Here is a 14,321-nt window from a genome sequence, read left to right as displayed (position 1 = left end):
CCTAACCGGACAAGGCCCAATCCATCTGATCCTGTGTCTCAACAGCCGACGGATGCACCGCACGGATGCGCTGCAGAGCGACCTTTGGGTCCTCACCGGCCTCGATCATCAGGCGCAACGCCGCCATACCCGAACGCCCTTTGCCCATCCGGCAATGGATCAGCACACGCCCCCCACCCTGCAACGCCGCCAGCGCCGAGCGGCTGGTTTCGTGCCAGCTTTCCTCGTGCTCGGCATTTGGCGCACTGAAATCGGAAATCGGAAGATGCACCCAGCGGGTTCCCGCATCCTGCAAATGCGCACCCAGATCGTCTGCCCCCGCCTCGGCCATTTCCCGCGGCTTGGTCATCGATATCACCAGCGCGGGCTTCCAATCGCGGATGTGCTTCAAATCGGCCTGATAGTCGCCCGTCCGCCCCGGCAAAGGGGCGAAGGCCAGGATACCGTCGGCAACCGGCAGGGCATGGATGACAAAGCCCTGCAGCCGGCCAGTTTTAAAGCTGGCGCGCGCCAAAGGTATCACAGCTGTTGGCATCGCCGGACTGGTAGCCAGTGGCAAACCAGCGTTGTCGTTGCTCGGATGTGCCATGGGTAAAGGTATGGGGTTGTGGCACCTGCCCGGCCCGGCGCTGCAGCGTGTCGTCCCCGATCTGGCGGGCTGCATTCAAGGCCTCTTCCAAATCACCCGGCTCCAGCAGCCCGCCAACCGCACGCGCCCAGACCCCGCTCAGGCAATCGGCCTGCAGTTCCAGACGCACGGTCAGTTGATTGGCCTCGACCTGACTGGCCTGCTGACGCGCCTGATTGACCTGCGGCAAAATCCCCAGCTCGTTCTGGACGTGATGCGCCACCTCATGGGCAATCACATAGGCGGCAGCAAAATCGCCCTTGGCCCCCAGTTGCCGTGACATCGTGGCGAAGAAATCCGTATCCAGATAGGCCTTGCGATCCGCAGGGCAGTAAAACGGACCCGTCGCGCCAGAGGCTCCGCCACAGGGGCTTTGCGTGATCCCGGAATACAGCACCAGAACCGGCGGCTGATAGGGGCGGCCCAACTGTTCATCAAAAACCTTGGTCCAGACCTCTTCGGTCGTTGCCAGCACGCGAGACGAAAACTCGGCCGCGCGCTCTTCCTCGGCAGTGATCTCGCGCGGGGCGCTGGTTTGCCCGCCCTGACCTTGCAATAGCGGCGTCACATCGACCCCGGCGAAATAGCCAATCGCCAGAACGACCAACAGACCGACACCGCCAACACCCGCCTTGGCCCCTCCGCTTGACCGACGCCGGTCCTCGACATTGCGGCTGCGGCGCACTCCACGTAAACGCATCACATTCCCCCCACACAGAACGCTACGATCATAGACCTAACGCATTTTGATGCCCAGAGTTTCCTTTGGATGCAATTAAACGCTGGTAAGCAACGATGCTCCATCCGCCAAGGGCGCGATATTGTAGAGCTTATGAGGGTCTGAGCGGTGGACGGCGCAACGGGCACGCTTTATCGTGCAGAGTGATCCGCGAATCCCGAAAAGGCGACCCATGAGCGACACGCACGATACCGGTTATCAGGTGCTGGCCCGGAAGTACCGGCCCGAAACCTTTGCCGATCTGGTGGGGCAGGATGCGATGGTGCGTACCCTGAAAAACGCGTTCCAGGCGGATCGCATCGCGCAGGCCTTCATCATGACAGGCATTCGCGGCACCGGCAAAACCACCACCGCGCGGATCATCGCCAAGGGCATGAACTGTATCGGCGAGGATGGCACCGGCGGCCCGACGACCGAGCCTTGTGGCAAATGCGAACATTGCGTGGCGATCATGGAAGGCCGCCATGTGGACGTGATGGAGATGGACGCGGCCTCTCGCACCGGTGTGGGTGACATTCGCGAGATCATCGACTCGGTGCATTACCGCGCCGCCAGCGCGCGCTATAAAATCTACATCATCGACGAAGTGCACATGCTCAGCACCAATGCGTTCAACGCGTTGCTCAAAACGCTGGAAGAGCCGCCCGCGCATGTGAAATTCATCTTTGCCACCACTGAGATCCGCAAAGTCCCGGTGACCGTGCTCAGCCGCTGTCAGCGCTTTGATCTGCGTCGGATCGAGCCCGAAGTGATGATCGAAATGCTACGCAAGATCGCGGCAGGCGAACAGGCCCAGATCGCCGAGGATGCGCTGGCCCTGATCACCCGCGCCGCCGAAGGCTCGGCCCGCGATGCGACCTCGCTTCTGGATCAGGCGATCAGCCACGGCGCGGGTGAGACGACTGCGGATCAGGTGCGCGCCATGCTGGGGCTGGCCGATCGGGGTCGGGTGCTGGACCTGTTTGACCTGATCCTCAAGGGCGATGCCGCCGGGGCGCTGACCGAGCTTGGCGCACAATATGCCGAAGGGGCCGACCCGATGGCAGTGCTGCGTGATCTGTCGGAAATCACCCATTGGGTTTCGGTCGTGAAAATCACGCCGGACGCCGCCGATGATCCGACCATTGGTCCCGATGAACGCAGCCGGGGTCAGCAGATGGCCCAGGCCCTGTCGATGCGCGTGCTGGCGCGGATGTGGCAAATGCTGCTCAAGGCGCTCGACGAGGTGGCCGCTGCGCCCAATGCGATGATGGCCACCGAAATGGCGGTGATCCGCCTCACGCATGTGGCCGACCTGCCCAGCCCCGAAGAGCTGGTGCGCAAGCTGGGCACACCGCAACCACCCCAGCCCGGCGGCGGCATGGCGGCGCCCTCGGCCCCGATGCAAAGCGCACCTGCAGTGTCGGCGCAAGCCACAGGCACCCCCGGCCCTTCGGGTCAGACTACGGCGCTGGCGGTCGAGGCCGACACCGCGCTGGCCCGCTATCCCACCTTTGAACATGTGGTCGAACTGATCCGCGCCAATCGCGACGTGAAACTTCTGGTCGAGGTGGAAGCTGGCATCCGTCTGGCGGCCTATCAACCGGGACGCATCGAATTCGTACCCTCTGAAACAGCGCCCGCCGATCTGGCTCAACGGCTGGGCAGCGCCCTGCAACGCTGGACCGGCAATCGCTGGGCCGTCAGCCTGGTCAACGAGGGCGGCAGCGAGACTATTGCCGAGAAACGCGATGCTGCCGACAACGCGCTAAAGGCCGAGGCCACAGCCCATCCGCTGGTGCAGGCCGTAATCGCCGCTTTTCCAAAAGCCGAAATTACCCGCATCACCACGCCCGAGGAACAACTGGCCGAGGCCGAGGCTGACGCCCTGCCCGAAGTAGACGATGAATGGGACCCGTTCGAGGAAGATTAAGCGCACTCACCTTGCAGCGGGCCGCGCGCATCCCTTATTGAGACTGTAAGCAAACAGACAAACCCGGAGAGAAAAACATGTTCAAGGGATTGGGCCAGATGGGCGATATGGCCAAGATGATGAAGGCCGCTCAGGAGATGCAGCAAAAGATGGCCGCCCTGCAGGAAGAAATGCATGTGATGACCGTCGAAGGCGAAAGCGGCGCCGGGCTGGTCAAGGCCACCTGCACCGTCAAAGGCGAGCTAAAGACGTTGGATATCGATCCCTCGATCTTCAACTCCGACGACAAGGAAGTGGTCGAAGACCTGATCCTCGCCGCCATCAAGGATGCCCAGACAAAGGCCACCGACCGCGCCAAGGATGAGATGGGCAAGATCACCGAAGAGATGGGCCTGCCCAAAGGCATGGATCTGCCATTCTGATCCGGAACGCTCTAACGGCTGGGGTTTTTGCCCTCATGGCGGCGTTGCCCGCCGAGGCCCAGAGTTGGGCCACACCCGAAGTCTGTTTTCCGAAGAACCTTGAGGTCTATGAAGACACCCTGACCCCTTTCACGCTGGACGATCTTCAGGCCGCCGCCCAGGCAATCCCAAACGCCGCTGGACGCTATTGGCGCGTGACCTCGCCCGAGGGGGCGGTGTCGCATCTGTGGGGGACAATGCATGTCAATGACCCGCGATTGCTTGATCTGCCGGATCAGGTCTTGGGTGATATCCGTGCTGCCCGCGCCGTGGCGCTTGAAGCCGATTTCATCTTCACCACCCGCGACGACTACACCAGCTGGGCGCGAGCCGACAACATCATCCGTTCCGATGGATTGCCGTCCCGCTTTGGCCTGTTGGGTCTACCCGACGATGTGAATGCTTGGATTCGCGACCGCACCGAAGGATTGGCCTGGGGGGCGGATGCGCCGGATTACCTCACGCTGGCGGGGCTGGCTCAATTGATTTTGGGCGATCCCTGCGCCGATTTCGCAGGCGGCGTTTATCCCAATCAGGATAGCCTGATCCAAACATTGGGGGCCATAGAGGGTGCCGAGATTATTGGCTTGGAGTCACCGGAAGACTTTCTCAACACGCTCTCGGACCCGCAGAATTTCAACCTGACCCGCGCCATGATCGGTGTCTACGGTGCTTACCTGAACCCTACCCGCACGGCCGACTCCACCGCCACCGGCTATGCGCTCTATCTGCAAGGGCAAACCGGGGTATCGATGCTTCTGGACCGCGCCTACATCATGGCAATCTATGGCGAAGATCAGGGCCGTGACTGGCTTGAGCTGACCAATGGCTATCTGTTGGACGACCGCAATCAAACCTTTGTGGCCAGCGCGCTGCCCGAACTGAACCAAGGAGGGGTTTTTATCGCGGTCGGTAATTTCCACCTGCCCGGCGAAGATGGCATGATCGAGTTGCTGCGCGGTGAAGGCTTCAGGGTCGAACGGGTCGCTCTGCCCGGCGAGGTGGCGGAATGAACTCGACCCGCGACATCGACAACCTGATCGAGATGATGGCCAAGCTGCCGGGTCTCGGCCCGCGCTCGGCCCGGCGCGCGGTGCTTCACATGATCCGCAAACGCGAATTGCTTCTGACACCGCTTGCTGATCTGATCGGACAGGTGGCGGTCACTGCCCGCGAATGCCTGAACTGTGGCAATGTGGGCACCACGGATATCTGCGATATCTGTGCGTCGGAGAAACGCGGAAACGGACAGATTTGCGTGGTCGAAGATGTCGCCGATCTTTGGGCGATGGAACGCGCAGGCGTCTTCAAAGGTCGCTATCACGTCTTGGGCGGCACGCTCAGCGCGCTGGATCAGGTTGGTCCGGATCAGTTGCGCATCCCCAAACTGGTGGATCGCGTGACCTCCGAGGAGATCACCGAGGTGATCCTTGCCCTGAACGCTACGGTCGATGGGCAGACCACCGCGCATTACATCGCCGATCAGCTGGATGGCACCGTCACTCTGACCTCACTCGCGCAAGGCGTGCCGATCGGGGGAGAGTTGGATTATCTGGACGACGGGACGATCAGCGCCGCGTTGAATGCCCGCAAAGCGCTTTGACATTTTGCCTTAAAGTTTAATCTTTTTGCCATCTTACCGCCAAGAAGCGCCAATAATGCTAAGATTTGATCTATTCCAGAGAAAGGAAATGCATCATGAAAACTGCAGTTGTGATCATGCTGATCGTTCTTTTTGGCGCTGCCCTGATGGGTAAAATGCTGAAGGTGTTGTATCCAGGATCGGTTTTCGGCTCGTCCAAAGGCAAAAACGCTGAAGGCGCCGAATAAGGCCTCTTACGCAGTCAAGTAAAAAGCCCGGTCTCAAGACCGGGCTTTTTTATATGAGTTCAGCGTGACTTTTCGCTGTCATCCTCTTCACTACCGTCATCATCCGGCAGGTTGAAGAAGCTGTCTGCGTCAATCTCGGGCTCGGCCGGTTCCTCATCCGTATCCGTGCTGAGGCTGAAGGTTTCCAGCCCCTCGATGGCGGTCGGAATCTTGGGCTCGGTGTCCATATCGAGGCTCTGCTCGGTGCTCAGCAGCTTGCGACGTTCGTCATCATCAATCGCCTGACCTTCCTTGGCCTTCTTGGCAGCCGCTTTCTGCACGGCGGCGTCCAGTTCGGATTGTTTGCACAGCCCCAAGGCCACCGGATCAACCGGCTGCATGTTCGAGATATTCCAGTGCGTCCGTTCGCGGATGGATTGGATCGTCGGCTTGGTCGTGCCCACCAGGCGCGAGATTTGGCTGTCCACCAGTTCGGGGTGGAACTTCACCAGCCACAGGATCGCATTGGGCCGGTCTTGCCGCTTGGACAGCGGAGTATAACGCGGACCCCGCCGCTTTTCCTCGCCCACCGCCGCCGGGTTATGCTTGAGCGTCAGCTTGAACAGCGGATCCTTCTCGGCGGCATCGATATCCTCCTGAACCAGCTGGTTGTTGGCAATGGGATCGAAGCCCTTCACGCCAGCGGCGACATCGCCATCGGCAATGCCCTGAATTTCCAGCTCGTGCATGCCGACGAAATCGGCAATCTGTTTGAAACTGATCGTGGTGTTGTCTACCAGCCAGACGGCTGTCGCTTTGGCCATAAGCGGTTTTGACATGTCGTGGTCTCCTTGACGCATAACTTTCCCGTCGCCTGAAAGGGCGGTCCCGGGGTCGGGACGGGTTTCCGTTGTAGGGGAACTTGAGGGGTATATACTGATGCGCGGACAAAATTGAAAGGCCCAAAAAGAGATGCGAGTGTTCCTGTTTGTGATGCTTTGGGCCATGGCCGCGCGGGCCGAGGGCGAACGCGCGCCCGATTTTGATTACTACGTGCTGTCACTCAGCTGGTCCCCGACATGGTGCGCGCTTGAAGGGGACGCCCGCAGTTCGCCACAATGCGACGACGCCGCCAATTATGGCTGGGTTCTGCATGGGCTCTGGCCGCAATATCACCGGGGCTATCCCGCTAACTGCCGCACCGTTCACCCGCAACCCTCGCGGCGCATGACCCGTGAGATGGTGGATATCATGGGCTCGAGCGGACTGGCCTGGCACCAGTGGCGAAAGCACGGCACCTGTACTAACCTGTCGGCGGAGCAGTATTTTGCCCTCTCACGCGAAGCCTATGAGCGCGTGAACCGGCCCGAGGTGTTTCGCAAGCTCAGTGACCCGGTGAAACTGCCCGCGAAAGTGGTCGAAGAGGCGTTTTTGAAAGCCAACCCAGGATGGGAGCCGGACATGCTGACCATCACCTGCCGCCAGGGACGCATTCAGGAGGCGCGCCTGTGCCTGTCAAAATCGCTTGATCCGGTGCCATGCGGACAGGATGTGGTGCGTGATTGCCGGATGAAAGACGCTCTTTTTTCGCCAATTCGCTGACGTGCTGATCAGGGTCATCTGACATGGCGTCCCACCCAAACAACGCGCAAAGCACACTGTGGCGAAAATTAGCCCAAAATTGAACATGACTCGGGCAGCGTCCCGCCGAACCCATTTTGCGGACCGGTGATTGTTTCCATTTGCGCAACAATTGAGCTGTTACGCCCTGATTTCGCGTCTGACGTAACGTAATTCATCACTATTTCTGCTTAGGCGAAACAATTTGTTGCTGGAAAAACGGGCTAAATTTAGGCAAAAAGCTGCTACCTTCGAAGAGTGATCGCTGGTGGAACAGTTCTTCTGATGAAGTCTAGGAAGGTCAGCCGCACTGCAAAAGCAGAGGTCGGTTTGATCGCAATACATGCTGCGGGTAAGCCACCCCACAGCTGACTATTGACTGTCCTGGATATGGATCAAGATGACACGCCGTCCGCGTTGTATGTAACCAAGTTGCTGGGGGGCAACGATGAAGGATAACGTGTTTGAAGACAGCTCGCTGGAGGCGTTGGGGGCGCTCCGGCAGATCGGTGCTGCCAGACTTTCGCAGCCTTCGCTTATGGCCCGTGCTGCGGGCCCCGTTTCGGGGTCTGTTGCGCTGCCGGGAAAAGCCCGGCCATCCGGATTTTACCGGGATGTGGGCAAGCGGATTGCGGATATCCTTTTGGTTCTGATCAGCGCGCCGATCACGCTTTTGGTCACATTACTTTGTGCCATTGCGCTGTGGATCGAGGGGGGGCAGCCGTTCTATCGCCAGATGCGTCTGGGTGAAAACGGTCGTCACTTCTCGATCCTCAAGCTGCGCACCATGTGCCGCGAGGCCGATCAGGTGCTGGAAAGCTATCTGGCCGCTGATCCGGCGCTACGGGCCGAGTGGGATCGCACCCAGAAGCTGAAGGATGATCCACGCATCACGCGGGTGGGCGCATTCCTGCGCAAAACGTCATTGGATGAGCTGCCACAGTTCTGGAACGTGCTGAAAGGCGATATGAGTGTTGTGGGTCCACGCCCCATGATGCCTGACCAGCTTCCGCTTTACGACAATCCCGCGCCCTATTTCGATATGCGCCCGGGAATCACCGGTCAGTGGCAGGTGTCGGATCGAAACGAAAACAGCTTTGGGCATCGCTCGACGGTTGATGCGGCCTACCACGACAGCCTATCTTTGGTGCTGGACCTGCGGATTCTGGTGCAAACGGTCGGCGTGGTGTTACGCCGCACAGGATATTGAAACCCGCCGGGGCTGCGAAACAAAAGGGCCTGAGATGAACATGACCCACCCCTTGCCAACGTCCAAGACCCTCGCGCGGGCCGCGCGAGAGCAATATGGTCGTGGCGGCAAGCCAGCTCTTGAGGCCGATGTCGAAACCTTGCCTTCCAACAAGGTGGTGTATGATACCGCCAAGACCGGCGGAGATGGCTGGAACGATCTGGAACTGGTCCTGCCTGACGCTCACACACATGCCGGCACCGGCGCGCCTCTGGTGGATTACCACCGCGAACACGCCGCCTCGAAAGCCTTTGATCTGTTGCGCACCCGCCTTGTGCAAGCCTTGCGCCAGCACGGCTGGACGCGCATCGCGATTGTCGCACCCACCTCTGGATGCGGTGCCACGTTCACCGCCGTTAACCTTGCGCTTAGCCTGGCACGGGTGCCGGGATCGCGCTCGGTGCTGGTCGACCTCGATCAGCGTCATCCCGGCGTTGCAAACGCCCTTGGCCTGACTGGTGACTGGATAATCAGCGATTTCCTGTCAGGCCGGTGCCTGCCGGAAGAGCACATGATCCGGTGTTCGGACACTCTGGCACTGGCGCTGAACAGCCATGTAAATCAGAATGCTTCGGAACAATTGCATGACGATGTCACCGCCGCAGTTCTTGAGGATACCGAAGAAGAGCTGGCCGCCGACGTGGTGCTGTATGACATGCCCGCAATGTTGGAATACGATGATCTGGCTGCGTTTCTACCACATGTCGACGGCGTCTTGCTGATCGCTGATGGCACCCGGACCACCAAAGCACAGATCGAGGAATGTGAACGTATTCTGGACGGTCAAACCCCATTGCTGGGCGTGGTGCTGAACCGTGGACGCGAAGCCGCCTGATCGCCTTGGCGGGATGCCTTAGTTTTGCCCCTATGATATGGTGTGTTGGTCAAGAAAAGCAGCCCGCCCCTTCGTGAGGTGGGCATTTTGAGGTACGGAAACGAAGAGTGGAACAGTTTTTTTCACTGGACGATATGATCGACATGATCAAACGGCGGTTCAATGTGATCGCCGCCGTCACGGTGTTGGGTACTGTCGGCGCCTTGTTTTATGCGATCAGCCAGACGCATCTGTATGAGTCCTCAGAAGTGATCCAGGTGGCTCGCCCGACGATCGACAATGAACTGGCGCGTTCGACCGTTGATGGCTCGTCAGCGCGGCGCTTGCAGCTGATCGAACAACAGTTGATGACCCGTGGGACTGTTTTGGAAATCGCCGACCAATTCGATCTGTTCACCGACACCCCTAACATGAAACTCAGCGAGCGTGTGTCACGGGTGCGCGATTCAGTGTCTATTCAAGGTGTTGCCGCCGCGCGCGAAGGATTTACCGATGACGGCACCGTGTCGGTTCTGACCATCACCGCAACATTTGACACCCCCGAAAAGGCGCAAGGCGTTGCCCATGAGTTTGCCAAGCGCACGATCGAGATCAGCGCTGCGTCCCGGATTGAACAGGCCCGCGAAACTCTGCGTTTTTTCACCGAGGAAGAAAGCAAACTTGTCGCTGATCTAGAGGCGCTGGAGCAGGAGTTAACCAACTATCGGCGCGAAAATGACCTGACACTGGAAGGCGGGCTCGAATTTCGCCAAACGCAGATTGCATCGCTGAACGAAAGCATCATTGCCATTGAAGGCGAGCGGATTTCGCTGGCCCAGGCGCTAAGCCAGTTGGATCAGACCCAGCGCGCCTCGACACTTGAGCGCCAAACCCGCGAACTTGAGGCACAGATTCAGATCCTCGACAACCAAAAGGCGCTGCTTGAGGCACGGGTGGCCACGCTGTCTGCCGCTCTGGAAACCACCCCCCGGGTTCAGCGGGAACTGGGTGCGTTTGAACGTCGCCGTGAGAAAATCCAAGGCGAGCTGGACGTGATTTCAACCCGCCGTGCCGAGGCCGAAGTGGGCTTCAAACTGGAAGAACAGCATCAGTCCGAGCGGCTGACGGTGATCGAACCGGCCGCCCTGCCCGATTACCCCATCACGCCCAGCCGCAAACGCACGGCCCTTTTGGGTGCCATGGGCAGCGTATTTCTGGGTCTCTTGGTGGCCTTTCTGATGGATCTGCGGCGCCCGGTGATCCGCTCGTCCCGGCAAATGCAGGCCAAGGTCGGCATTACCCCGGTGGTCACCATCCCACCGCTGGAACCAACACGCCGCAATCGCAAACGGTTGGCCGGGGCAAGGATTGCGCTGGCCGGGTACATTCACGAAGCGCGCAACCGTCAGGCCGCCCGCAAGGAACGCGGATAGCCCTGATTCAGACGCCTGCTAACGTCACCACCCGATCCCAGTGCATCCACAGCGCGGCAACGATAATTCCGGCCCCAGCCAGCCCGGCAATCAGATCATGACGCCCATCCCACGCGCCGTGCAAACGTGCCAACCAGATCAGGATGGGATGCACAAGGACCATCGACAACCCCAGCGCAATCAGCGCCCCCAACAGGCCAAACTGCGTGATCCCGATCAACAGGAACGCGACCTGAATCACCGCACGGCTGCCTGAGAACACGAAAAACCGCTTGGAATCCCCCGCCGCCAGCGCCGCCTGATCATAGGTCATGCCGATCACCTGCGGGATCATCGCGCAGGCCAGAACCACCACAATCGCCCCCGCCAAAACATAGCGATCATCATAAAGCATATCGACCAACCACGGCCCACCCAGCGCCATCACCGCCAACAGGCTGAGAATGCCAAGGCTGATCACGGCGCGCAGCTTGCCCAATTTGGCGGCATTCTCGGGCGCCTCCGCTGGGGGTGTTTCGCGGTAGACAGGGATCATCACCCGCTGTGTCACCGCATGGCCCAACAGCAGAGGGAACGAGGCCAGGAAATACCCGATATTGTAGATGCCCAGCGTGTCCAACGTCAGGAACTTGCCCAAAATCGCCTTGTCCCCTTGCGAGCTGACAAACCAGAACGCCGTGCTGAGGAATATCCATTTGCCAAAGCGGATCAACTCCCCTGCCGTCGCCTTTTCCAAATAAAAGCGGTTGGTCCGGCCCGGAAGGTAAAGATGCGTCAGGACCAGCTTGGCCGCCGCGCCGATCACCCCGCCAATCACCAGTGCGATCACCGATTGGGTGATCCAGGCCAGCAGGATCATCGACGTGATTCCGATCGTCTGACTGAGCAGATCAAGCGCGGTGAGCCGTCCCACCAACAAATGCCGATGCGCGGTTTCAATCCGCGTCGGGTTGAAACCGGCCAGCACCAGCGACATTCCCGCAATCGGCAGATAAAGCACCAGTTCCGGCACGCCATAAAGCTGTGCCATCGGCCAGGCCAGCGCACAGGCGCCGCCCCACAACAGAAATCCCCGGATCACCTGAATGGTCCAGGCCGTGTCCAGAAATCTCTGATCATCCCCCCGCTTGTTCTGGGCAATGGCCGGGCCGATGCCCACGTCCGAAAACATCATCAGCCCCACTGTGACCACGCTGACCAGCGCCATCAGGCCGAACGCCTCGGGGAATAGCAGGCGCGCCAGGATCAGGTTGGACAGCAGCCGCAGAAATTGCGACGTGCCATAGCCCAACACCAGCCAGCTTGAGCTGCGCAAAACGCGCGCAAACAAGCGGTTTCCCCGGAAAGCTGTGCTCAGGCTGGGCATTAATCTGGGCTCCACCACGGAATTGAATGTGATGCGCAGGGTATTGGCGCTGGCCAGCCCGGTCAACGAAATGGTTGATTTTTCAGGTTATTCTGGCGGAATTACCCAACAATAGCGCCCGATTTACACCACTGTAGACGACCCTGCATAGACCAGACTTTTGCGCATCGCCAGAAAGGTTTACCAAGAGGACACTGCCGTGAAAGGGCCTTATCCGCCGTGACCATCGCTTATGTTCTCAACACCTATCCGCAGCCCTCGCACAGCTTCATCCGTCGCGAGATTGCAGCGCTTGAGGCGGCGGGCCAGCCAATCATACGGATCGCCATGCGGCGCGCGACCATGCCGCTGGTTGACCCGCTGGATCGCGAAGAAGAAGCGGCGACCGATTACGTGCTTGAACGTGGCGGGCTGCATCTGCTGGGGGCCATGGCGACGCGCCTGATACGCGCCCCGTCGGCCTGGATGCGTGCGTTGCGATTGGCCTTGCGGGTCGGTGGCCGCTCACCACTGGGGCGCATCCGGCACCTGATTTACTTCGCAGAGGGCTGTGCCGTGGCCAACCGCTGCGAAGCCGCTGGCACGCGCCATATCCACGCGCATTTCGGCACCAACTCGGCCTGCGTGGCGATGCTGGCCCATGCCGCTGGCGGCCCGACCTACAGCTTCACGGTCCACGGCCCGGAAGAGTTTGACGCCACCAAGGCGTTGTTCCTGGATGAGAAGACAGCGCGCGCCGCCTTCACCGTCGCGATCAGCCAGTTTGGCCGCAGCCAACTGTGCCGCTGGGTTGAGCCCGATCACTGGCCCCGCATCAAAGTGGTGCATTGCGCGATTGAACCTGCAAAATTCCCGGAGCCCACGCCGGTTCCTAACGGTCCGCCCCGGCTGGTGTCCATCGGACGGTTTTCCGAGCAGAAGGGTCAATTGGTGTTGATCGAAGCGATGGCGCAGATCGCAAAAGTCCATCCCGAAGCCCATCTGACCCTGATCGGGGATGGCGAGATGCGGCCTTTGATTGAGGCCGCGATTACGCGTGCCAATCTTGACGATCACATCACGCTTACCGGCTGGCTGGACGAGTCTGGCATACGCGAGGAACTCAGCCTTGCACAGGCGCTGATCATGCCCAGCTTTGCCGAAGGCCTGCCGATGGTGATCATGGAGGCGATGGCAGCAGGCCGCCCCGTGATCGCAACGACCATTGCAGGCATCCCCGAACTTGTCCGCCCCGGCAAGACCGGTTGGTTGGTGCCTGCGGGGGATGCGGACGCGCTCGTCGAAGCAGTGGATAATCTGGCTGCGACTGACACCACAATACTTACACAGATGGGACGGGAGGGGCGCGAGCGCGTATTGACCCGTCACGACAATGCAAAAGAAGCGGCGAAACTGGCCGCCCATTTTGAAAGCACCGCAACCGGATCAGGTTGATTTTACCCTACCGATCTAACGACCGCGAACCCAGCCCGTGCCAGAAGCATAGGGTGTTTTGACTGCCAGTTTCACCAGAGCATACGCCACGAAACCGACCGGATCACGCAGGCCCAGCACGATGATCTGGCCGAACCCCGGTTTGACCGTGTCGTCATTTTTCAAAAGCTCTGGAAACTGCGCGGCGATCTGACGGACACCCTGATCCTGACGACGCCGCACCCGCACCAGATTGCGCAGGCCCTCAACCATAGGCCAGCTGTAACTGGCGGAGACAAGATGACGTTCGTCGGGGGCAAAGCTGAGCCGGACAAGCATGTCATCCGCGATGATATCGGGGAACGCGCCCCAGCGTTCGCGCCCTGCGGCATTGACCGCAAACAGGCCAAAGCCCGGCACGCCGTCGGTGACAAACGGCAGGCGTTGCCAAAACCGCGCATAGGCCCGGGTCAGCGCGCTGCGCGCGGGCACCACGATGGGCCGTCCCGAGGCATAGCCCGGGGCATCCCCGGCAAGGGCCGCCACGATCTGACCCATCAGAGGGGGCGACACCTGCACATCCGCATCGAGATAGGCAAACAAGGTGCCACTGGCCGCTGCCTCCCCTTCGTTAAGCGCGTTTAGCTTGCCTGGGGTGGCGGTGTCTATCACCCTGAAACCCCAGCCCAAAGCAGCCGCCTGATCGGCAAAGCCATGCGCCAAGGATACCGTCTGATCGGTGCAGGCATTGGCCACGACGATCACCTCGGCGCGCCATTCGCCCGGCTCGGACGCCAGTAGCGCGTCAAGACAATCCCCGATGTAATCCGCCTCGTTATGGGCCGGGATGATAATTGAGATCAGAGGTGGCGTCATG

The 14,321-nt window shown here is 60.1% G+C and carries 15 protein-coding genes; 10 read left to right on the top strand and 5 right to left on the bottom strand.

The window, feature by feature from the left end:
* Window position 1: 1 nt before the first annotated feature.
* Both V6N02_RS17990 and ypfJ read right to left on the bottom strand, forming a co-directional pair.
* On the bottom strand, window positions 2–535 hold the full coding sequence (locus V6N02_RS17990; protein WP_371227836.1) for a protein-tyrosine phosphatase family protein: 534 nt from the start codon (window positions 533–535) through the stop codon (window positions 2–4).
* Window positions 495–1,328 (bottom strand): KPN_02809 family neutral zinc metallopeptidase, encoded by an 834-nt coding sequence (gene ypfJ / locus V6N02_RS17985; protein ID WP_371227834.1) that lies wholly within the window; start codon window positions 1,326–1,328, stop codon window positions 495–497. The genes V6N02_RS17990 and ypfJ overlap by 41 nt, the downstream gene beginning before the upstream one ends.
* 211 nt (window positions 1,329–1,539) lie before the next feature.
* On the opposite strand from ypfJ, the gene V6N02_RS17980 reads away from it, so the two are divergent.
* The 5 genes from V6N02_RS17980 (at window position 1,540) to V6N02_RS17960 (ending at window position 5,570) form a co-directional block, all read left to right on the top strand.
* Complete coding sequence (locus tag V6N02_RS17980; RefSeq protein ID WP_371227833.1) at window positions 1,540–3,279, top strand: DNA polymerase III subunit gamma/tau; 1,740 nt, start codon at window positions 1,540–1,542, stop codon at window positions 3,277–3,279.
* A 77-nt stretch (window positions 3,280–3,356) separates the two neighbouring features.
* Window positions 3,357–3,701 carry a YbaB/EbfC family nucleoid-associated protein gene (locus tag V6N02_RS17975; protein WP_371227832.1) on the top strand — a complete coding sequence of 115 codons (345 nt, stop codon included), beginning with the start codon at window positions 3,357–3,359 and terminating at the stop codon, window positions 3,699–3,701.
* Window positions 3,702–3,736: 35 nt separating this feature from the next.
* Window positions 3,737–4,753 carry a TraB/GumN family protein gene (locus V6N02_RS17970; RefSeq protein WP_371227831.1) on the top strand — a complete coding sequence of 339 codons (1,017 nt, stop codon included), beginning with the start codon at window positions 3,737–3,739 and terminating at the stop codon, window positions 4,751–4,753.
* Window positions 4,750–5,343 carry a recombination mediator RecR gene (gene recR / locus V6N02_RS17965; RefSeq protein ID WP_371227829.1) on the top strand — a complete coding sequence of 198 codons (594 nt, stop codon included), beginning with the start codon at window positions 4,750–4,752 and terminating at the stop codon, window positions 5,341–5,343. The genes V6N02_RS17970 and recR overlap by 4 nt, the downstream gene beginning before the upstream one ends.
* A 95-nt stretch (window positions 5,344–5,438) precedes the next feature.
* Complete coding sequence (locus tag V6N02_RS17960; RefSeq protein ID WP_371227827.1) at window positions 5,439–5,570, top strand: hypothetical protein; 132 nt, start codon at window positions 5,439–5,441, stop codon at window positions 5,568–5,570.
* 59 nt (window positions 5,571–5,629) lie between these two features.
* Here the strand turns inward: V6N02_RS17960 and V6N02_RS17955 are convergent, their stop codons facing one another.
* Window positions 5,630–6,388, bottom strand: a complete 759-nt coding sequence (locus V6N02_RS17955; RefSeq protein WP_371227825.1) for a DUF1013 domain-containing protein — start codon at window positions 6,386–6,388, stop codon at window positions 5,630–5,632.
* Window positions 6,389–6,521: 133 nt separating this feature from the next.
* On the opposite strand from V6N02_RS17955, the gene V6N02_RS17950 reads away from it, so the two are divergent.
* From V6N02_RS17950 to V6N02_RS17935, 4 genes are all read left to right on the top strand, one after another.
* Window positions 6,522–7,151 (top strand): ribonuclease T2 family protein, encoded by a 630-nt coding sequence (locus tag V6N02_RS17950; protein WP_371227823.1) that lies wholly within the window; start codon window positions 6,522–6,524, stop codon window positions 7,149–7,151.
* Between the two features lie 556 nt (window positions 7,152–7,707).
* A complete protein-coding gene (locus tag V6N02_RS17945) occupies window positions 7,708–8,379 on the top strand; it encodes a sugar transferase (RefSeq protein WP_420884255.1) in 672 nt (223 codons plus the stop codon).
* A gap of 34 nt (window positions 8,380–8,413) precedes the next feature.
* Window positions 8,414–9,253, top strand: a complete 840-nt coding sequence (locus tag V6N02_RS17940; protein ID WP_371227819.1) for a CpsD/CapB family tyrosine-protein kinase — start codon at window positions 8,414–8,416, stop codon at window positions 9,251–9,253.
* 107 nt (window positions 9,254–9,360) lie between these two features.
* Window positions 9,361–10,665 (top strand): GumC family protein, encoded by a 1,305-nt coding sequence (locus V6N02_RS17935; RefSeq protein WP_371227817.1) that lies wholly within the window; start codon window positions 9,361–9,363, stop codon window positions 10,663–10,665.
* A gap of 7 nt (window positions 10,666–10,672) precedes the next feature.
* Here the strand turns inward: V6N02_RS17935 and V6N02_RS17930 are convergent, their stop codons facing one another.
* On the bottom strand, window positions 10,673–12,031 hold the full coding sequence (locus V6N02_RS17930; protein ID WP_371227889.1) for an oligosaccharide flippase family protein: 1,359 nt from the start codon (window positions 12,029–12,031) through the stop codon (window positions 10,673–10,675).
* Between the two features lie 219 nt (window positions 12,032–12,250).
* On the opposite strand from V6N02_RS17930, the gene V6N02_RS17925 reads away from it, so the two are divergent.
* A complete protein-coding gene (locus V6N02_RS17925) occupies window positions 12,251–13,465 on the top strand; it encodes a glycosyltransferase (protein ID WP_371227815.1) in 1,215 nt (404 codons plus the stop codon).
* 15 nt (window positions 13,466–13,480) lie between these two features.
* Here V6N02_RS17925 and V6N02_RS17920 read toward each other — a convergent pair whose 3' ends face one another.
* Window positions 13,481–14,320, bottom strand: a complete 840-nt coding sequence (locus V6N02_RS17920) for a glycosyltransferase family 2 protein (RefSeq protein ID WP_371227813.1) — start codon at window positions 14,318–14,320, stop codon at window positions 13,481–13,483.
* Window position 14,321 lies beyond the last annotated feature (1 nt).

Source organism: Roseovarius conchicola (genome assembly GCF_041403425.1).
Classification (GTDB): Bacteria; Pseudomonadota; Alphaproteobacteria; order Rhodobacterales; family Rhodobacteraceae; genus Roseovarius; species Roseovarius conchicola.
Note: the sequence above shows the minus strand (reverse complement) of the source record. Positions and strands in the feature narration are given on the sequence as shown.